General features: G+C 71.2%; 15 protein-coding genes and 1 tRNA gene. 2 read left to right on the top strand and 14 right to left on the bottom strand.

Annotated features, from left to right (window positions below; genetic code table 11):
* Positions 1-368: 368 nt before the first annotated feature.
* The 9 genes from ACFU9A_RS07335 to ACFU9A_RS07295 all read right to left on the bottom strand — a co-directional run bounded on the left by ACFU9A_RS07335 (position 369) and on the right by ACFU9A_RS07295 (position 15,498).
* Positions 369-4,250 (bottom strand): DNA-directed RNA polymerase subunit beta', encoded by a 3,882-nt coding sequence (locus tag ACFU9A_RS07335; RefSeq protein WP_430574591.1) that lies wholly within the window; start codon positions 4,248-4,250, stop codon positions 369-371.
* A 57-nt stretch (positions 4,251-4,307) separates the two neighbouring features.
* Positions 4,308-7,820: a DNA-directed RNA polymerase subunit beta gene (gene rpoB / locus ACFU9A_RS07330; RefSeq protein WP_430574590.1), complete on the bottom strand. Its 3,513-nt coding sequence runs from the start codon at positions 7,818-7,820 to the stop codon at positions 4,308-4,310.
* Between the two features lie 459 nt (positions 7,821-8,279).
* Positions 8,280-8,669 (bottom strand): 50S ribosomal protein L7/L12, encoded by a 390-nt coding sequence (gene rplL / locus ACFU9A_RS07325; protein ID WP_430574589.1) that lies wholly within the window; start codon positions 8,667-8,669, stop codon positions 8,280-8,282.
* Between the two features lie 83 nt (positions 8,670-8,752).
* Entirely contained in the window at positions 8,753-9,283 is a 531-nt protein-coding gene (gene rplJ / locus ACFU9A_RS07320) for a 50S ribosomal protein L10 (RefSeq protein ID WP_380322286.1), read from the bottom strand.
* Between the two features lie 289 nt (positions 9,284-9,572).
* A complete protein-coding gene (locus tag ACFU9A_RS07315; RefSeq protein WP_430574588.1) occupies positions 9,573-9,695 on the bottom strand; it encodes a hypothetical protein in 123 nt (40 codons plus the stop codon).
* A 101-nt stretch (positions 9,696-9,796) separates the two neighbouring features.
* Positions 9,797-12,394, bottom strand: coding sequence for a CHAT domain-containing protein (locus ACFU9A_RS07310; protein WP_430574587.1), 2,598 nt, complete (start codon positions 12,392-12,394; stop codon positions 9,797-9,799).
* A 76-nt stretch (positions 12,395-12,470) separates the two neighbouring features.
* The gene (locus tag ACFU9A_RS07305; protein ID WP_430574586.1) at positions 12,471-14,354 is read right to left on the bottom strand and encodes a S8/S53 family peptidase; all 1,884 of its coding nucleotides are present in this window, start codon (positions 14,352-14,354) and stop codon (positions 12,471-12,473) included.
* On the bottom strand, positions 14,351-14,866 hold the full coding sequence (locus tag ACFU9A_RS07300) for a hypothetical protein (RefSeq protein WP_430575353.1): 516 nt from the start codon (positions 14,864-14,866) through the stop codon (positions 14,351-14,353). Before ACFU9A_RS07300 ends, ACFU9A_RS07305 begins: the two co-directional genes overlap by 4 nt.
* Positions 14,863-15,498, bottom strand: coding sequence for an RNA polymerase sigma factor (locus ACFU9A_RS07295; protein ID WP_430574585.1), 636 nt, complete (start codon positions 15,496-15,498; stop codon positions 14,863-14,865). Before ACFU9A_RS07295 ends, ACFU9A_RS07300 begins: the two co-directional genes overlap by 4 nt.
* A 291-nt stretch (positions 15,499-15,789) precedes the next feature.
* On the opposite strand from ACFU9A_RS07295, the gene ACFU9A_RS07290 reads away from it, so the two are divergent.
* Together ACFU9A_RS07290 and ACFU9A_RS07285 are read left to right on the top strand one after the other, a co-directional pair.
* A complete protein-coding gene (locus tag ACFU9A_RS07290; RefSeq protein WP_430574584.1) occupies positions 15,790-16,197 on the top strand; it encodes a DUF4383 domain-containing protein in 408 nt (135 codons plus the stop codon).
* On the top strand, positions 16,194-16,775 hold the full coding sequence (locus ACFU9A_RS07285) for a hypothetical protein (RefSeq protein WP_430574583.1): 582 nt from the start codon (positions 16,194-16,196) through the stop codon (positions 16,773-16,775). The genes ACFU9A_RS07290 and ACFU9A_RS07285 overlap by 4 nt, the downstream gene beginning before the upstream one ends.
* Positions 16,776-16,880: 105 nt before the next feature.
* Here the strand turns inward: ACFU9A_RS07285 and rplA are convergent, their stop codons facing one another.
* The 5 genes from rplA to ACFU9A_RS07260 all read right to left on the bottom strand — a co-directional run bounded on the left by rplA (position 16,881) and on the right by ACFU9A_RS07260 (position 19,617).
* Positions 16,881-17,591, bottom strand: a complete 711-nt coding sequence (gene rplA, locus ACFU9A_RS07280; protein ID WP_430574582.1) for a 50S ribosomal protein L1 — start codon at positions 17,589-17,591, stop codon at positions 16,881-16,883.
* A gap of 130 nt (positions 17,592-17,721) precedes the next feature.
* On the bottom strand, positions 17,722-18,153 hold the full coding sequence (rplK, locus tag ACFU9A_RS07275) for a 50S ribosomal protein L11 (RefSeq protein ID WP_430548497.1): 432 nt from the start codon (positions 18,151-18,153) through the stop codon (positions 17,722-17,724).
* A gap of 111 nt (positions 18,154-18,264) precedes the next feature.
* Positions 18,265-19,089, bottom strand: coding sequence for a transcription termination/antitermination protein NusG (gene nusG, locus ACFU9A_RS07270; RefSeq protein ID WP_430574581.1), 825 nt, complete (start codon positions 19,087-19,089; stop codon positions 18,265-18,267).
* 62 nt (positions 19,090-19,151) lie between these two features.
* Complete coding sequence (gene secE, locus ACFU9A_RS07265; RefSeq protein WP_430574580.1) at positions 19,152-19,412, bottom strand: preprotein translocase subunit SecE; 261 nt, start codon at positions 19,410-19,412, stop codon at positions 19,152-19,154.
* Between the two features lie 129 nt (positions 19,413-19,541).
* Positions 19,542-19,617, bottom strand: a tRNA-Trp gene (locus ACFU9A_RS07260).
* Positions 19,618-19,729 lie beyond the last annotated feature (112 nt).

The raw sequence follows: 19,729 nt of genomic DNA, 5'->3' as shown, positions 1-19,729 counted from the left end.
TCGCATGCGGCACCCGCGGCCCTCACGGACCGCAACGCCACTTACCACCGGCTCGATGGCCCGGGCCCGCTCCCCCGCCCTCACGGACGGTCCGAGCGATCTTCCCGGGGTACCTGTGCGCTCAGGTCGGCGACGCCTCCGGCAGCCGGCCCGAGCCGAAGGCTCTGGACTGACAGCGGGATGCGCGCGCGACGGCACGGGCACGGCTTCCAAGATTACCCGCGGAAGCAAGCGGGGTCAAAGGTGCAGGAGGGGCGCACGCTGTGACGTGCGCCCCTCCTGGGGACCAGCTGGTGCTCAGGACCGACGGATCAGCGGATCCAGGGTCCCGGCGGGTCCCCGCGGCGAAGCGCGGAGACCCGTGGGTTCTAGCGGAAGTCGCCGAAGTCGAGGTCCTCCAGCGGGATCGCCTCGCCCGAGCCCATGCCGAGCGTCGGGAAGTCGATCTCGTCGTACCCGAAGCTCGGGTAGAGCTCGGCCTTCGCCTGCTCCGTCGGCTCGACCTGGATGTTCCCGTAGCGGGGCAGGCCCGTACCGGCCGGGATGAGCTTACCGAGGATGACGTTCTCCTTGAGGCCCAGCAGCGGGTCACGACGACCGCTCATCGACGCCTCGGTGAGCACGCGGGTCGTCTCCTGGAAGGAGGCGGCCGACAGCCACGAGTCGGTGGCGAGCGACGCCTTCGTGATACCCATGAGCTCCGGACGGCCGGAGGCCGGCTGGCCACCCTCCGCCACGGCACGACGGTTCGCGTCCTCGAAGCGGACGCGCTCCGCGAGCTCACCCGGCAGCAGGTGCGAGTCACCCGAGTCGAGCACGGTCACGCGGCGCAGCATCTGCCGCACGATGACCTCGATGTGCTTGTCGTGGATGTCCACACCCTGCGAGCGGTAGGTCTCCTGGACCTCGTCCACCAGGTGCTTCTGCGTGGCACGCGGCCCGAGGATGCGGAGCACCTTCTTCGGGTCGACGGCGCCCTGGACCAGCTGGGTGCCGACCGTGACCTGCTGACCGTCCGTGATCAGCAGACGCGCACGCTTGGTCACCGGGTAGCGGATCTCCTCGCCACCGTCGTCCGGCGTGAGGACCAGGTGGCGCGTGCGCTCCGTGTCCTCGATGGCCACGGTGCCCGTGTACTCCGCGATCGGCGCCTCACCCTTGGGGGTGCGGGCCTCGAAGAGCTCGGTGACACGCGGCAGACCCTGCGTGATGTCCTCCGCGGAGGCGACACCACCGGTGTGGAAGGTACGCATCGTCAGCTGCGTGCCCGGCTCACCGATGGACTGCGCCGCGATGATGCCGACGGCCTCGCCGATGTCCACCAGCTTGCCGGTGGCCAGGGAGCGGCCGTAGCACTTGGCGCAGGTGCCGACGCGCGACTCGCAGGTCAGCACGGAGCGGACCTTGACGCTCTCGACGCCGGCGGCGATGACCTTGCCGATCACCACGTCGCCCGCGTCCGAGCCCGCCTCGGCCACCACGTTGCCGTCCGCGTCCACGACGTCCGTCGCGAACGTGCGCGAGTAGATGCTCGTCTCCACGCGCGGGTGCGGCGCCAGCACGTCACCGATGCGCTCGGCGACGGGCAGCGTCAGACCGCGCTCGGTGCCGCAGTCCTCCTCGCGGATGATGACGTCCTGCGACACGTCGACGAGACGACGGGTCAGGTAGCCCGAGTCCGCGGTACGCAGCGCCGTGTCGGCCAGACCCTTGCGGGCACCGTGCGAGGCGATGAAGTACTCGAGGACGGACAGGCCCTCGCGGTAGTTGGACTTGATCGGGCGGGGGATGATCTCGCCCTTCGGGTTCGCCACGAGGCCGCGCATACCGGCGATCTGACGGACCTGCATCCAGTTACCACGGGCGCCCGAGGACACCATGCGGTAGAGCGTGTTCCGCGAGTTGCTCTCGAGGTTCTCGCGCATGACCGACGCGATCTTGTCGGTGGCCTGCGTCCAGATCTCGATGAGCTCCTGGCGACGCTCGTCGTCGGTGATCAGACCCTTGTCGAACTGGTCCTGCACCTTGAGCGCACGCAGCTCGTGCTCGTCCAGGATCGTGTTCTTGATCTCCGGCATCGCCACGTCGGAGATCGCGATCGTGACGCCCGAACGCGTGGCCCACCGGTAGCCGGCGTCCTTCAGCGCGTCGAGCGACGTCGCGACGTCGACCTTGGGGTAGCGCTCCGCCAGGTCGTTGACGATCGTCGAGAGCTCCTTCTTGCCGACGACACCGTTCTGGAACGGGTAGTCGATCGGGAGCGCCTCGTTGAAGATCGTGCGACCCAGGGTGGTCTCGAACAGCAGCGGCTGCCCGGGCTCCCAGCCCTCGGGGGCCTCGAAGCCGCTGGTCGGCGGCACGAGGTCGGACATCCGCATCCTGATCGTGGCGTTGAGGTCGAGCTCACCGCGGTCGAGGGCCATGATCGCCTCGGCCTGCGAGGAGAACGCGCGCCCCTCCCCCACCCCACCGGGGCGGTCGGACGTGAGGTGGTGCAGGCCGATGATCATGTCCTGCGAGGGCATGGTCACCGGACGACCGTCCGACGGCTTGAGGATGTTGTTGCTCGAGAGCATGAGGATGCGGGCCTCGGCCTGCGCCTCCGCGCTCAGGGGCAGGTGGACCGCCATCTGGTCGCCGTCGAAGTCCGCGTTGAAGGCGGCGCACACGAGCGGGTGCAGGTGGATGGCCTTGCCCTCGACGAGCTGCGGCTCGAAGGCCTGGATGCCGAGGCGGTGCAGGGTGGGGGCACGGTTCAGCAGCACCGGGTGCTCCTGGATGACCTCCTCCAGCACGTCCCAGACCTCGCCGCGGGTGCGCTCGACCATGCGCTTGGCGCTCTTGATGTTCTGCGCGTGGTTCAGCTCCACGAGCCGCTTCATGACGAAGGGCTTGAACAGCTCGAGCGCCATCTGCTTGGGCAGACCGCACTGGTGCAGCTTGAGCTGCGGGCCGACCACGATGACCGAACGGCCCGAGTAGTCGACGCGCTTGCCGAGCAGGTTCTGACGGAACCGGCCCTGCTTGCCCTTGAGCATGTCGGAGATCGACTTGAGCGGGCGGTTGCCCGGCCCGGTCACCGGGCGGCCGCGGCGGCCGTTGTCGAACAGCGAGTCCACGGCCTCCTGGAGCATCCGCTTCTCGTTGTTGACGATGATCTCCGGCGCGCCGAGGTCGAGCAGGCGCTTGAGCCGGTTGTTGCGGTTGATCACGCGGCGGTACAGGTCGTTGAGGTCCGACGTCGCGAACCGGCCACCGTCGAGCTGCACCATCGGGCGCAGGTCCGGGGGGATGACCGGGACGGCGTCGAGCACCATCGCCGTGGGCGAGTTGGTCGTCGTGAGGAACGCGTTGACGACCTTCAGGCGCTTGAGCGCGCGCGTCTTGCGCTGGCCCTTGCCGGTGCGGATGGTCTCGCGCAGCGACTCGGACTCGGCCTCCAGGTCGAAGCTCTCGAGGCGCTTCTGGATCGCCGCGGCGCCCATCGACCCCTCGAAGTACGTGCCGTACCGGTCGACGAGCTGGCGGTACAGCATCTCGTCGCCCTCGAGGTCCGCGACCTTGAGGTTCTTGAACCGGTCCCAGACCTGCTCGAGGCGGTCCAGCTCCGCGTCGGAACGCTTGCGGAGCTGCGCCATCTCGCGCTCGGCGGAGTCGCGCACCTTGCGGCGCGCGTCGGCCTTGGCACCCTCGGCCTCGAGCTCGGCCAGGTCGGCCTCGAGCTTCTGGGCGCGGGCGTTGATGTCGTTGTCGCGGCGGTCCGAGATCTCCTTCTTCTCCAGGTCGATCTCGTTCTGGAGGTTCGGGAGGTCCTCGTGGCGGGCCTCGTCGTCGACCCACGTGACCATGTAGGCCGCGAAGTAGATGACCTTCTCCAGGTCCTTCGGGGCCAGGTCCAGCAGGTAGCCGAGGCGCGACGGCACACCCTTGAAGAACCAGATGTGCGTGACCGGGGCGGCGAGCTCGATGTGACCCATGCGCTCACGACGCACCTTCGAGCGCGTCACCTCGACGCCGCAGCGCTCGCAGATGATGCCCTTGAAGCGCACGCGCTTGTACTTGCCGCAGTAGCACTCCCAGTCCCGGGTGGGGCCGAAGATCTTCTCGCAGAAGAGCCCGTCCTTCTCCGGCTTGAGCGTGCGGTAGTTGATGGTCTCGGGCTTCTTGACCTCACCGTGCGACCAGGCACGGATGTCGTCGGCCGTTGCCAGGCCGATACGCAGCTCGTCGAAGACGTTGACGTCGAGCAAGATGTCCTACTTCCTCAAAGCTTTTCGAATGTCCGTGGAGTTCAGCTGGTCGCTGGATCAGATCTCGTCGACCGTGGCGGCCGAGTTGGGGCGTCGGGACAGATCGATGCCCAGCTCCTCCGCGGCGCGGTACACCTCGTCGTCGGACTCCTTCATCTCGATGGAGGTTCCGTCGCTCGAGAGCACCTCGACGTTCAGGCACAGCGACTGCATCTCCTTGAGGAGCACCTTGAAGGACTCCGGGATGCCCGAGTCGGGGATGTTCTCGCCCTTGACGATCGCCTCGTACACCTTCACGCGGCCGGGGACGTCGTCGGACTTGATGGTGAGCAGCTCCTGCAGCGTGTAGGCCGCGCCGTACGCCTCGAGGGCCCACACCTCCATCTCACCGAAGCGCTGGCCACCGAACTGCGCCTTACCACCCAGCGGCTGCTGCGTGATCATCGAGTACGGGCCGGTCGAGCGCGCGTGGATCTTGTCGTCGACCAGGTGGTGGAGCTTGAGGATGTACATGTAGCCCACCGACACCGGGTCCGGGAACGGCTCGCCGGAGCGGCCGTCGAAGAGCCGGGCCTTGCCGTCGGTGGCGACCATGCGCTCGCCGTCACGGTTCGGCAGCGTCGTCGAGAGCAGACCGCGCAGGCCGGACTCCTCGAGGCCGTCGAACACCGGCGTCGCCACCGGCGTCCGCGGCTCCGACTTCGCCGCGACCGCGGGCAGCGTCTCCTTCCAGGAGAGGTCGTCGCCCTCGGCCAGCTCGATGTCCCAGCCGCGGCTGGCGACCCAGCCCAGGTGGGTCTCGAGGACCTGGCCGACGTTCATCCGACCGGGCACGCCCAGCGGGTTGAGGATGACGTCGACCGGCGTGCCGTCGGGGAGGAACGGCATGTCCTCCTGCGGCAGGATCTTCGAGATGACGCCCTTGTTGCCGTGCCGGCCGGCGAGCTTGTCGCCGACGGTGATCTTGCGGCGCTGGGCGATGTAGACGCGCACCAGCTGGTTCACGCCGGCGGGCAGCTCGTCGCCGTCCTCCCGGTTGAACTCGCGCACGCCGATGACCGTGCCCTGCTCGCCGTGGGGCACCTTGAGGGACGTGTCGCGGACCTCGCGGGCCTTCTCGCCGAAGATGGCGCGCAGCAGGCGCTCCTCCGGGGTCAGCTCGGTCTCGCCCTTGGGGGTGACCTTGCCGACCAGCACGTCACCCGCGCCGACCTCGGCACCGATGCGGATCACGCCGCGCTCGTCGAGGTCGGCCAGGACGTCCTCGGAGACGTTCGGGATGTCCCGCGTGATCTCCTCGGGCCCGAGCTTCGTGTCGCGGGCGTCGACCTCGTGCTCCTCGATGTGGATCGAGGAGAGGACGTCGTCCTCCACGAGGCGCTGCGACAGGATGATCGCGTCCTCGTAGTTGTGGCCCTCCCACGACATGAACGCCACGAGCAGGTTGCGGCCGAGCGCGAGGTCGCCCTCGTCGGTCGCCGGGCCGTCGGCCAGCACGGAGCCGACCTCGACCCGCTGGCCCTCGTCCACGAGCACGCGCTGGTTGTAGCTGGTGCCCTGGTTCGAGCGGCGGAACTTCGCGGCGCGGTACGAGCCGGTGGTGCCGTCGTCGTTCGCGACGAGGACCAGGTCGGCCGAGACCTCGGTGACCACACCGGGCTTGGTCGCCACGATGACGTCGCCGGCGTCGACGGCCGCACGACGCTCCATGCCGGTGCCGACCAGCGGCGCCTCGGAGCGCACCAGCGGCACGGCCTGGCGCTGCATGTTGGCGCCCATGAGCGCGCGGTTCGCGTCGTCGTGCTCGAGGAACGGGATGAGCGCCGTCGCGACGGACACCATCTGGCGCGGCGAGACGTCCATGTAGTCGATCTCGGCCGGCGGCAGGTCGTCGGTCTCGCCGCCCTTGGTGCGCACCAGCACGCGCTCGCGGAGGAACGTGCCGTCCACGGCGAGCTCGGTGTTCGCCTGGGCGATGATGTGCCGGTCCTCGTCGTCGGCGGTCAGGTAGACGATCTCGTCCGTGACCTTGCCGTCGGTGACCTTGCGGTACGGCGTCTCGATGAAGCCGAACGGGTTGATGCGACCGAACGACGCGAGCGAGCCGATGAGGCCGATGTTCGGGCCCTCAGGGGTCTCGATCGGGCACATGCGGCCGTAGTGCGACGGGTGGACGTCACGGACCTCCATGCCGGCGCGGTCGCGGGACAGACCACCCGGGCCGAGGGCGTTCAGACGACGCTTGTGCGTCAGGCCAGCGAGCGGGTTGTTCTGGTCCATGAACTGCGACAGCTGCGAGGTGCCGAAGAACTCGCGGATCGACGCGACCACGGGGCGGATGTTGATCAGCGTCTGCGGCGTGATCGCCTCGACGTCCTGCGTCGTCATCCGCTCGCGGACCACGCGCTCCATGCGGGACAGGCCCGTGCGCACCTGGTTCTGGATGAGCTCGCCGACGGCGCGGATGCGACGGTTGCCGAAGTGGTCGATGTCGTCCGTCTCGACGCGGACCTCGGTCGGCTGGCCGTCCCGGGTGCCGGGGATGGTCACCAGGTCGGCGTGCAGCGCGGCCAGGTACTTGATCGTCGCGACGACGTCCGTCACCGACAGCGTCGAGTCCGCCAGCGGCGCGTCGACGCCCAGCTTCTTGCTGATCTTGTAGCGGCCGACCTTCGCGAGGTCGTAGCGCTTCGGGTTGAAGTAGAAGTTCTCGAGCAGCGCGCGACCGGCCTCGACCGTGGGCGGCTCGCCCGGACGGATCTTGCGGTACAGGTCGACGAGGGCCTCGTCCTGGGTGTGGACGTGGTCCTTCTCGAGGGTGTCGAGCACCGACGGGAAGTCCGCGAACTCCTCGCGGATCTCCGCCTCCGTGAGGCCGAGGGCCTTGAGGAGGACGGTGACGGGCTGCTTGCGCTTGCGGTCGACGCGCACGCCGACGGCGTCGCGCTTGTCGATCTCGAACTCGAGCCAGGCGCCGCGCGACGGGATGACCTTCGCCGAGAAGACGTCCTTGTCGCTCGTCTTGTCGGGGGTGCGCTCGAAGTAGACGCCCGGGGAACGGACCAGCTGCGAGACGACGACGCGCTCGGTGCCGTTGATGATGAACGTGCCGCGCGCGGTCATGAGCGGGAAGTCACCCATGAAGACCGTCTGGCTCTTGATCTCACCGGTCGTGTAGTTCACGAACTCGGCGGTCACGAACAGCGGCGCGGCGAAGGTGAAGTCCTTCTCCTTGCACTCGTCAGCCGTGTACTTCGGGGGCTCGAACCGGTGGTTCGAGAACGAGAGGGACATCGACTGGCCGAAGTCCTCGATCGGCGAGATCTCCTCGAAGATCTCCTCCAGGCCCGAGGTGGCCGGGACGTCGGACCGGCCGGCGGCGGTGGCCGCCTCGACCCGGGCCTGCCAGGCGGGGCTGCCGAGCAGCCAGTCGAAGCTCTCGGTCTGCAGCCCGAGGAGGTCGGGGACCTCGAGCGGCTCGTAGATCTTGGCGAAGGAGACGCGGCGGGAAGCGGTGCGGTTCGCGATGGCGTCGGCGGACGGAACAGAAGGGGTGCGCGAGGCAGCCAAGAGGGGTCCTTCCCTGCAGTTCGATGGCACGCTGTACGCTCTGCGAGGGCTGGAGGCGCCGGACCGCGGGAGTGGACCGCCCCATGGGGTCACGAAGACGTGACACGGAGGGCGGGGCTTCGTCGGCGGGGACGCGTCGGGGCACAAGCGAGCGCAAAGCGCTAGCGTAGCCAGAACTTCATCGTTTGTCCACTCGCGCGGGCACACGAGCGGACGCCCTCGGTTCTGGGTCTTTGAGGACGTTGTCTCGGTGGCCGCCATATGCCGCCCAAGAAACGGTTGTCGGACCAGCCTAACCCGTGCTATGGCCGGGATGCCAGGCGTCGGCGCGCGACGTCGGTCACGGCACGACACCTCCACAACCGTCCCGCGGGCGCCTCCCGCCGGGACGCAGCGAGGCCCGCACCCCCGAAGGGATGCGGGCCTCGCAGGAAGCGATGCGCGGCTAGGCCGCGGCGATCACTTGACGGTGACGGTGGCGCCGGCGCCCTCGAGGGCGGCCTTGGCCTTGTCGGCCGTCTCCTTGTTCGCGGCCTCCAGGACCGGCTTCGGGGCGCCGTCGACCAGGTCCTTGGCCTCCTTCAGGCCGAGGGACGTGAGCGCGCGCACCTCCTTGATGACCTGGATCTTCTTGTCGCCGGCGGCCTCGAGGATGACGTCGAACTCCGTCTTCTCCTCGGCGGCCTCGGCGGCACCGCCGCCGGCGGCGGGGGCGGCGACGGCAGCGGCGACCGGGGCCGCGGCGGTGACGTCGAACTTCTCCTCGAAGGCCTTCACGAACTCGTTGAGCTCGATGAGGGTGAGCTCCTCGAAGGCGGACAGGAGCTCGTCGGTGCTGAGCTTCGCCATGATGGCGTTCCTTTCGGTTGGTGCGTCCTGGGGCCTCGCGGGGCCCGGCAGAAGCAGAGGGGGGTGTTCTCGCCGTACCGCCGTCAGGCGGCAGCGGCCTCCGATTCCTGCTTCTGACGCAGGGCATCGATGACGCGAGCGGCCTGGGCCGGCTTCGCGGTGAAGGCGTAGGCAGCCTGGTAGAGCTTGGCCTTCATCGCGCCGACCGTCTTGGCCAGCAGGACCTCGCGGGACTCGAGGTCCGCGAGCTTGGTGACCTCTGCAGCGGTCAGCGGCTTCCCGTCAAGGACACCGCCCTTGATGACCAGTGCAGGGTTCGCCTTGGCGAAGTCACGCAGACCCTTGGCGGCCTCGACCGGGTCACCGGTCACGAACGCGATCGCGGAAGGACCCTTGAGGTCCGCCTCGAAGGCGTCGATCCCGGCCTCCTTGGCCGCGATGGAGGTCAGCGTGTTCTTCACCACGGCGTAGGTTGCGTTGCCGCTGAGCGACCGACGCAGCTCCTTGAGCTGCGCGACGGTGAGCCCGCGGTACTCGGTCAGCACGGCCGCGTTCGAGTCACGGAACTTGTCCGCGACCTCCGCGACAGCGGCTGCCTTGTCCGGCCTCGCCATGGCAATCCTTCCGGTGGTGGTGCCACCGGTACCCGGAAAAGAAAGGAGCCCCGGCGCAGGTGCGCACGGGGCTCGGAGCTCACAGCGGACTGTGTGATCGTCGTCGTGTCACCTACGCAGGCCCCCGCACTCTTCGCGGGACTTCGGTCTTCGGCTTCCTGGGCGAGCCCGGGCAGCGTCTGACGACCGGCGGTCTTGGGTTACCTGAGAACTGTACACGACGGCGGTCGGTGGTCCGGTACGCTCCCGCCGGACCACCGACCGCCCCATAGGCGACGATGCGTCGGAGTCAGTGGGTGGAGAACGGGTGCTGCGGGCCCGGGGGCTCGGCAGACGCCGTGGCCGCTGCGCCCACCACGGCGGTGGCGGCGAGCAGCAGACCTGCAATGACGCGGGCGGCGCGTGTCTTCATCGAACGTCCTTCCGTCGGTGTCCCCAGTCTCAGTCGAACTGCCGAGACTCGGCGCCCCCATCACAGCCGGCGCCAGTGGCGATGGCAAGGTGTCGTCCACATCACAAGACGAGCGGGCCGAAGCACACCAGCGGCACGGGCTCGGGCTCGTCCGCGACGGCGCGCGCGAGAGCCTCCCCCGGCCGCAGCCCGTCACGCAGCCCCGCGTGGAGGGACGGCATCACGCGGACCGCGACGTCGTCGCGCAACGGCGCCACCGCGGCGATCACGGCGTCCGCACCGTGGCGCAGCAGGACGCTCGCGAACCCGAGGGCTTCCCCGCCCACGTCCGAGGAGGACAGCCCCAGCTCGCAGGCCGAGAGCACCACGGTGGCGCCCGCGAGACCCACCCCGTCGAGCTCGTGGGCGAAGAGCGGTCCGTCCGCGAGGCGGAGTGACGAGAACATCGCGTTGTCCTGCGCGTGCGTGCCGTGCGCTGCCAGGTGCACCACCCGCGCCCGGGTGAGCGCCCGCACCGCTTCATGAACGGTAGCTTCGCCCCGGACCAGCACCCGTGCCGACGACCACACCGCCGCCACCGCCTCGGCCTCCGCGACGCCGCCCTCAGTGTCCGGGCCGGCCAGCACGACGACGTCGTCACGGTGGACCGCGGGGCCGTCGGCCGAGCGCACGAGGTGGACCCGCTCCCCCACCCAGGTGCGCCGGCCGACCCGCGACGTCAGGGCCGACCACGGCAGCGTGAGGAGCTGACCGCGGGCTACCACGTGCAAGTCCCCCGCGCCGCCGAGCGGCCGGACGAGCTGGTCGTCGAGCCGCGCAAGGCTCTGCGCCAACGACCGGCCCGCCGCGTCGCGCAGAGCCGCCGGGATGAGCGGGTTCGACACCACCGTGAGGTCGGCCCGCGCACGACGCGCCTGCTCCAGCATGGCGGACCGCGCACCCAGCCGGTGCAGGGTGGAGCCCCGGGCATCGAGGCGCACGGCGAACAGCTCGTCGTCGAGCGTGCTGTAGGAGACGACGACGTCTGCGTCGCGCGGGGCCGGCGCGGCCCGCAGCGCGGCCCGGACCTCCCGTGCCGAGACCGGTTCGACGGGGCGCCGTTCACCCTCCACCTGCCAGGAGAGCTCCCGCGCCTCGTCCTGCAGGCGCCGGGCCTCCACCAGGTGCCCCCGCTTGTCGCGGATGCCCTCGGGGGTCGCCGTCGCCCCGAGGGCGAGCGCCGCCTGGTGCTCCGCCCTGGCGCGCTCGAGCAGCTCGGCAAGGCGCGCGTCGTCGGGCGGGACCAGCCGCGCGGTCCCCGCGGCGGCGGCACGGCCGCGCTCGAGCGCGTCGAAGACCGCCGCAGCGTCACCCGTCGCGAGCGCGGCACGGACGTCGACCAGGTTCAGTCGGAGCGCGTGCAGCCCCGTCGCGGCGACCGCCTCGACGGAACCGAGCCCGCGGTGCGCCGCCAGCGTGCGCTGCCCGTGCCGCACGGCGCGCACGCCAGCACTGCGCGAGCCACGGGCGAACGCCACCTGGGCCGTCATCGCGGACCGTTCGACCCTCAGCGAGAGGGGCGCGTCGCCGAGGTCGGCGGGCACCCGCGCCAGGAGAGCGCGCGCCTCGTCGAGGTCGCCTGCCATGACCGACCACTCCGCGGCCATGAGCAGCGCCGGGTAGGAGACCGTCAGCCGCCCGACTGCACCGGCGGTCTTGCCCAGGTCGGCCAGCGCGACGGCGCGTCCCGCACGCCGCCGGAGGGTGGCGCGCGTTCCAGGCCGGGAAGCGAATCGGTCCGCGCCGAGCTGCGCCTGCAGCTCGACGACCCGTGCCCGGGCACGCCACGGCGCGTTGCCCGCGCGATCGAACCCCCGCGCGGAGGACCGCGCGGACTCGCGGGCCCGGTCGAAGCGGCGGAGGTCCATGAGGCATGTCGCGAGCGCGAGCTCGACCTCGGCGAGGACCACGGCAGAGCCGCCGTCGAGCATCGCGACGGACTCCGACAGCGCGTCGACGGCGTCGGAGACGAGCCCTGCCTCGGCGAGGACCCGCGCACGATCGAGGAGCGCCACCGGTTCGGGCCGCTCGCCCAGACCCGCGGCGTCCGCCATCTCTCGGAGCGCTGCCGGAAGATCACCGCCGAGGAACGCCGCGTACCCGAGGTTGTGGCGGGCAGCCGCCTCCAGGACCGTGTTCCCGAGCGCCCGCGCGATCCCCGCCGCGGCGGAGAGATCGCGTGCGGCCGCCGCGACCTCTCCCACCTCCAGGTGCAGGGCGCCGCGGTTGACAAGGACGCTCCCGAGGTCGAACGACGGCTCGGCGTCCGGGCCAGGGGCCACTCGATCCAACGCGTCCCGTGCGCCCGACAGGTCACCGGAGCGAAGGAGCAGCAGGCCCCGCTGCCCATGCACCGCGATCATCTCGGCGTCGAGACCGCCCCGTTCACAGACCCCCTCCGCCAGCGCGAGCAGCGCCAGCGCCTCGCCGAGGTCACCGGATGTCTCGTACACCGCGCGGGCGGTCCCCAGCTGGGCGCGCACACGCAGCACGATGCTCGCCCTCTGGTCGCTCTCCTCGAGCTCACCGTCAGGCATCCCACCGTCGAGGAGCGCGACCAGGTCCTGGTAGACCGCGAGCGCACGCACGAACCCGCCGATGTCCTCCGCAGCATGGGCGTCGGCATACAGGCGGTGCGCGCGTTCCAGTGGACCTGCCACCCGGTGAGGGTACGTCGTCCCTCACGTCGGGCGGCAGGTCCGCACGGCTCGTCGCCGGTCGTCGTGAGGTGACCGGCTAGCCCCGCTCCGGGACCGTCAGCCCGGTGCTGCGGCTGATCGCCCCCCACACCAGGTCGCAACGGGCGCTGTCCCCGCCCGGACCGGTCGGCCTCTGCGGTTCACCGAGGCCGCCGTCCAGCAGGTGCCGGGCCAGCTCCCCCGCGAGCACCGGTGCGGCGAACGACGTGCCGCTCCAGATCGCGAACCCTCCCTCGAACCCTTCGGGGTCGATCGTCGCGCGAAACCCGCTGGAGTAGAGCTCGCGCATGAACCGGGTGGGCGCGAGCACCCCGTCCATGGTCACCGGAGCGGTGCTCACCAGCGCCGACCCGGGTCGCAGGCACGTGATCCAGTCGCCGTCGTTGCTGAACAGCGCGGTCGTCCCGTCCGGGTTGCGGGCGCCGACGGCGACCAGCGGCGGCTCGTCCGCCGACAGCGCCTCGACCGGCGTCGGCGGCTCCGTGCGGCGGTCGAGCCGGGGAGCGAATGCCGCGGGGAACGTCTCGCGCACCTGCCCGTCGTTGCCGCTCGAGCAGACGACCGCGACCCCCCAACGACGCAGCTCGCGCAGCACGGTGCCGAGCGGCAGGTCGAAGTCCTCGTCGCGGGGACGCTCGTGGTAGTAGCCGAGCGACAGGACCGCCACGTCGACGGGCGCGTACCCGTCGATGCCGGCCAGGCCGAGCAGGTGCCACAGGAGGAGCCGGCGCAGCGAGCGGAGCAGGTCGCGCTCGGACACGATGCCCGAGCCCCCGTAGACGCGGGGGGCGAGGATCACGGCGTCGGGGCACTGCTGGTGGACGAGACCCGCCATGAAGGTGCCGTGGCCGGCCACCGGGTCGAGAGGGCCGACGAGCGGGTCGATCGAGACGCCCCCGACCTCGGGGTCCTGGTACGCGTGCGCCGGCCGCGGGCTGAGTCCGACCGGCCTCCCGAGGATCTCCGGGTCCCGGAGCACGACGTCCTCGCGGTCCCGGTCCTCCTCCGTCCAGCCGACGCCGGCCGGCCGCCGCGCGCCGTCGAGCCCGAACCACGGGTGCGGGCCGACGCCGGTGTCCATCAGCGCCACCACCGGTCGGCGACGGCCGTCCGCCCCGACGAACGGGGTGCCTCCGGCAGGGATCTCGCCCCGGGGGACGGCCCCCACCCACGCGACAGGCTGCCGCCCACCAGACCCGGGGGTCGTGTACTCCGCGAGACCCGTCGCCGGGTGGCCCACCGTGATCGGGTGCCCCACCGTGATCGGGTGCCCCACCGTGATCGGGTGCCCCACCGTGATCGGGTGCCCCACCGTGATCGGGTTGCCGGTGATGAACGGCTGGGTCGCCGTGAAGGTGCTGGGCTGGCTGCCGGCGCCGCCACCGATGCCGCCGGGGACGATAATGTGGTCGAGCCCGAGCGATACCTCGCCCGGGCCGTCCGCGGACTGCACCGACACGCGGCCGGCCGGCCACGGGAGCGAGAAGCCGAGGGTGTCGTCGCTCGGTCTCGAGTCGTGCTGGTCCCAGCTCCCCTGCACCGCGGTGAGGAGGTTCCAGCCGTCGGGCAGGCCTCCCTCGTTCAACCGGACGAGCACCGCCGACGTGCCGAAGACCTGGCGGAGCCGGGCACGGAGGGCGTCGTCGAAGTCCCCGAGATCGGCGGCCTCGGAGAGCAGGTCCAGGTCCTCGTAGGTCTCGGGCTCGATCTCGACGTTGACCCCGTGGCGCCACGCGGCGTGCCGCAGCCGCCGGAGCCACCGCGGTGCCGGGCCGGAGCGCGGCGGCGCCTCCACGTCCAGCAGCAGCCGGTCCCCCACGTACCACGTCGGCTGCGGGGACGGCTGCGTCCCCGTGCGGCGCGCGTCGGTCGGGTCGAGTGCTCGCGTACGCCACTGCAGGCGTTGGGGGGTGTCGCTCACAGCTCCACCACGGGCGTCGTCACGGACGTCTCCTCCTCGAGTCGGATCAGCAGGCTTGCGGGACCGCGGTCGACGGCGGTGAAGGCGAAGCGGCCGTCGTCGTCGGCGGTGGTGGTGCGCTCGCCACCGGGCTGGCGCAGCTCCACGACGAGGGTGTCCGCCGGAGCCACCCAGCCGTCGAGGCGCACGTGCGTGCCGTCGTCGTCGGTGGACAGCGCGATCATCACCGTGAGGCGCTCGTGCGTGAAGGTGATGGTGCGGGCCTCCAGCGGCGGGGCGTCGCCGCGGACGGAGCCGACGGGCGCCTCGATCTGCTGCAGGTCCATCACCTCGGCCTCGAGGCGGGCGAGGGTCATCGCGAACAGCGACCGCTCGACGAGGCCGTCGGGCATCGGGTCCACCGCCTGCACGGCGCGGCCGAGGCGTTCCAGGACGGCGACGTCGCGCTCGTCCAGGGGCTCGTCCTCGCCGGGCACGGGCGCGCCCCATGCGTTCTCGTGCTTCAGGTTCATGTCCACGAGGCCTCCCCCTGTTCGGTGAGGACGGCGCGCAGCTTCGCCAGGCACCGTCCCCGTGTGGCGCCGATGCTTCCCACCGGCATGCCGATCGACGCCGAGATCGCCTTGTAGTCCGGGCGGTCGGCGAGCGAGACGAGTCGCAGCAGCTCCTGGCAGCGCTCCGGGAGCCGGCGCAGGGACGACCAGAGGAGGCGGTCGCGCTCGTCGCGGAGCACCTCGGCCTCCGGGCCCGGGCCGGCGTCGGGCAGGGCCGCGGAGCCCTCCGTGACGTCGTCGGGCAGCTCGGTGCGGCGGCGCAGGTCGGCGCGGCCCTTGCGCACCGACTCCCACGCGGCACGGCGGGCGGTCACGAGGAGCCACTTGAGCACGGCCTTCGGCTCGGCGATCGTGTCCGCGTGCCGCACGAGCGCCGCCCAGGTGGACTGCACCACGTCGTCGGCGACGTCCCGGTCGACACCCTGGGCGCGCACCGTGTGCCACAGCAGCGGGCTGGCCTCGCGGACCAGGTCGGTCAGGGCGTCGGTGCGCCCCTCACGGAACTCGAGGATGGCCCGCGCGGCCCGGTCGCCCAGGCTCTCGTCGGCGTCGGGCGCCCCACCGAGCGGTTCCTCCGTGGCTCGTGTCATGACTGTTCGCACCTCGTGAGGGCTCGTCGAGAAGCCGGGACGGCTGCGCCCCGGAACCTCCGAGCCTACGGCGCCCGTCGGGACGGATGAAGGGTGACGTTGCGTCGTCATGCCATCACCCCTTCGCAGGGCGGGCCCGCAGGGCGCCGCGCTCTCGTCGTCACGGGGAGGGAGGGGCCCGCCGACCTCCTGATACACGCCGGTGCAGGTGCACCCATCCGCAGCGCCCGCCGTTCCGAACCCCGGGTGAGCGCGGGACGTCCCCGCGCCCGAGAAGAAGGAGCAGCCATCATGTCCTCGTCCGCGAACCGCCTCCTCGCCGCAGTGTTCGGCACCGTCTACCTGCTGGTCGGCCTCGCCGGGTTCGTCGTCACGTCGGGCGTCGGCTTTGCCGCCACGGAGGGCGCGAACCTGCTGTTGTTCGAGGTGAACCCGCTCCACAACATCGTCCACCTCGGCGTCGGCGCCGCCCTGCTGATCGCCTCCCGCTCCGTGGGCGCCGCCAAGGGCGTCAACGTCACCATCGGCGCGGTCTACCTCCTGGTCGGCGTGCTCGGCCTGTTCCTGGTCGGCACCGGCGCCAACATCATCGCGCTCAACGGGGCGGACAACGTGCTGCACCTGGCGAGCGCCGTCCTGCTGCTGGGCGTGGGCCTCGCCGCCGACCGCACCCAGGCGTCGGCGGTCGCCACCGCATGACCCCCGGCGCCACGGCGGCGGTGCCGCTGGGCCGCACCCTCCTCGCGTTCGCGCTGCTGGGCGCGGGCGTCGTCAACCTGGGGCTGGTGCGGGGCGTCCTCCCGGCGCCGCAGGGGTGGCTCGCGCTGCTGGCGGGCGCGGCGGAGCTCGTCGCGGCGCTCGGCGTCCTCCGGGGCGTGGGTCCGCGGCGCCTCCCTGCCGACGCGCTCGCGCGGGCCGCGGTCGCGGCGCTCACCGCGGGCAGCGTCGCCGGGGTTCTGGTCGCGTTCGCCCCGGGCGGGCACTTCGGTGCCGCCGCCGCGGCGGTCACGGCCCTGCAGCTGGCCGCGGCCGCCGCCGTGGGCGTCCTCACCCGGCCCCGCCGCGTGGTGCCGGACGGCGCGCCGACGGACCGCGGGCGCGTCCGGGCCCGCCGCCCGACCGCCGCGCTGGCGGTCCTCTTCGCCGGGGCGGTCGCCGTCTCGACGGTCACGTCGGCGGGCCTCACCGACACCGAGGCCGGGGCGCGGGCCGTCCCGCACAGCGAGCACCACCTGCCCGACCTCCCCGGGCTCGAGGGGCACCACCACGGGCCGTGACGGCCCGCCGCCCGCACCCGGAGACGACGACGGCCCGGCACCCTCGTGGGTGCCGGGCCGTCGTGCGGTGCGGTTCAGCGAGTCCCTTGCGGGATCACGCGTCGATCACGCCTCGTCGAGCAGCTTCGAGGTACGCGACTGGTCCAGCGGGATGCCGGGGCCCATCGTCGTCGTCATCGTGGCCTTGGTGATGTACCGGCCCTTGGACGACGTCGGCTTGAGACGCAGGACCTCGTCCAGCGCGGCGGCGTAGTTCTCCACCAGCGCCTTCTCGTCGAAGGACGCCTTGCCGATGATGAAGTGCAGGTTCGAGTGCTTGTCGACGCGGAACTCGATCTTGCCGCCCTTGATGTCGGACACGGCCTTGGCCACGTCCATCGTCACGGTGCCGGTCTTCGGGTTCGGCATGAGACCACGGGGGCCGAGCACCTTGCCCAGGCGGCCGACCTTGCCCATGAGGTCCGGCGTCGCCACGGCGGCGTCGAAGTCGGTGTAGCCCGCCGCGACCTTGGCGATGAGCTCGTCGCCACCGACCTCGTCGGCGCCGGCGGCCACGGCCTCCTCGGCCTTGGCGGCGTTCGCGAAGACGATCACGCGGGCCGTCTTACCGGTGCCGTGCGGCAGGTTGACCGTGCCACGGACCATCTGGTCGGCCTTGCGGGGGTCGACGCCCAGGCGGAACACGACCTCGACGGTCGCGTCGTACTTGACCGTCGCGGTCTCCTTGGCGAGGCGGACCGCCTCGAGGGGGGCGTACAGGGCGTCGCGGTCGATCTTCTCCGCCGCGGCGCGGTACGCCTTGCTGCGCGTTGCCATCTGCTTCTCCTTCTGCAGTCGTGGTGAGCGGGTCCGCGCGGACCCTGCCACGTGCCCGACGTCGTTCGCCGGGACTTGGTGCGGGCCGCCCGGACGTGACCAGGTCACGGCCGGGCGGCTCGCCCGCGGATCACTCCGCGACGGTGATGCCCATCGAACGAGCGGTGCCGGCGACGATCTTCATCGCGGCGTCGATGTCGTTCGCGTTGAGGTCCTGGAGCTTCGTCTGGGCGATCTCGCGGACCTGGTCCTGGGAGAGCTGCGCGACCTTGACCGTGTGCGGCGTCGCGGAGCCCTTGGCCACACCGGCGGCCTTCTTGATGAGCTCGGCGGCCGGCGGCGTCTTCGTGATGAAGGTGAACGAGCGGTCCTCGTAGACCGTGATCTCGACCGGCACCACGTTGCCGCGCTGCGACTCGGTGGCCGCGTTGTAGGCCTTGCAGAACTCCATGATGTTGACGCCGTGCTGACCGAGCGCCGGACCGATCGGCGGCGCGGGGGTGGCCGCGCCGGCCTTGATCTGGAGCTTGATGAGGCCGGAGACCTTCTTCTTGGGAGGCATGTCGCGTTCCTTGCTCTCTGTTCGTGGGCCGACGCCGTGGGCGATGACCCGGTTGCAGTGCTGCGTCCCGTTTCGCGCGGCCGCGCCGCGCGAGACGTCAGACCGGGCTGATCAGATCTTCGCGACCTGGTTGAACGACAGCTCGACCGGGGTCTCCCGGCCGAAGATGGAGACGAGGACCTGGAGCTTCTGGGCCTCGACGTTGATCTCGGAGATCGTGGCGGGCAGCGTGTCGAACGGACCGTCCGTGACGGTGACCGACTCGCCGACCTCGAAGTCGACCTCGACCGGCGCCTTCGCCGACGCGCCGGACGCGGCAGCGGCCTTGCCGGCCTCGGGGGCGGCCTCGACGAACACCGGCGCGAGCATCGAGTAGACCTCGTCGAGCGTCAGCGGCACGGGCTGGTGCGTGTGGCCGACGAAGCCGGTGACGCCCGGCGTGTGGCGCACGGCGCCCCACGACTCGTCCGTCAGGTCCATGCGCACGAGGACGTAACCGGGGATGCGGACGCGGCGGACGGTCTTCTTCTGCGCGTTCTTGATCTCGGTCACCTCCTCCATGGGGACCTCGATCTGGAAGATGTAGTCCTCCATGTTCAGGCTCTGGATGCGGTTCTCCAGGTTGGCCTTCACACGGTTCTCGTAACCGGCGTACGAGTGGATGACGTACCAGTCGCCGAGCTGCGAGCGCAGCGTGCGGCGGAACTCCTCGGCCGGGTCCTCGACGACGTCGCCGTCGGCGTCCGCCGGGCGCTCGTCCTCGTCGGTGTCCTCCGCGGCCTCGTCGGTGTCCTCGGCGCCGGTCTCGTCAGCAGCGTCCTCGGTGCCCGACTCGGGCTCCGCGTCCGTGGGCACGTCGAGGTCCGCCTCGGCGCCGTCGGCGTCGGGCTGGGTGGGGTCGACGTTCTCCGTCTGGTCCAGCGGATCCTGGGACACGAACGAACCTGCTTTCTGGAATCTGCTTGCTTCGGGGGCGGGCGACCGGCGGCCTGCCGCGGTCAGTCGCCGAAGAGTGCGAGGACGCCCAGACCGATGACCCAGTCGAGCGCCGTCACGAAGAGCATGACCACGACGACGAACACCAGGACGACGATCGTGTAGTTGATCAGCTCCGAACGGGTCGGCGTGACGACCTTGCGGAGCTCCGCGACGACCTGGCGCACGAAGAGCGCGATACGCGCGAACAGGTGCGGGCGCTTGCCGGTGGCCGACTTGCCGCCGCCGGGCGTCCCCACGGCCTCGGCCGGTGACTCGCTCACTCGCACTACCCCGTTTCGCGTTCCCGCCGCGGCCACGCCACCTGCCGGTGACGCACCCACGGCACTGACTCCTGGCGTTCCGGGGTCATGCGATGGCCCCGCTGCGCGCGGCCCCGCGGGGGATCACGCTGGCAGGGTAGACAGGACTCGAACCTGCAACCTGCGGTTTTGGAGACCGCTGCGCTACCAATTGCGCCACTACCCTTCGTGCTCGACCCCCGCCGTCCAGTCCCGAACCACCCGGAAGGGCGCGTTCGAGCATGGCGGGCATCAACCACCGAGGGACAACTGTACGCGACGCGCAGGCGTGGGTCGAA

Source organism: Isoptericola sp. NPDC057653, from assembly GCF_042799955.1.
Lineage (GTDB): Bacteria > Actinomycetota > Actinomycetes > Actinomycetales > Cellulomonadaceae > Isoptericola.
Note: the sequence above shows the minus strand (reverse complement) of the source record. Positions and strands in the feature narration are given on the sequence as shown.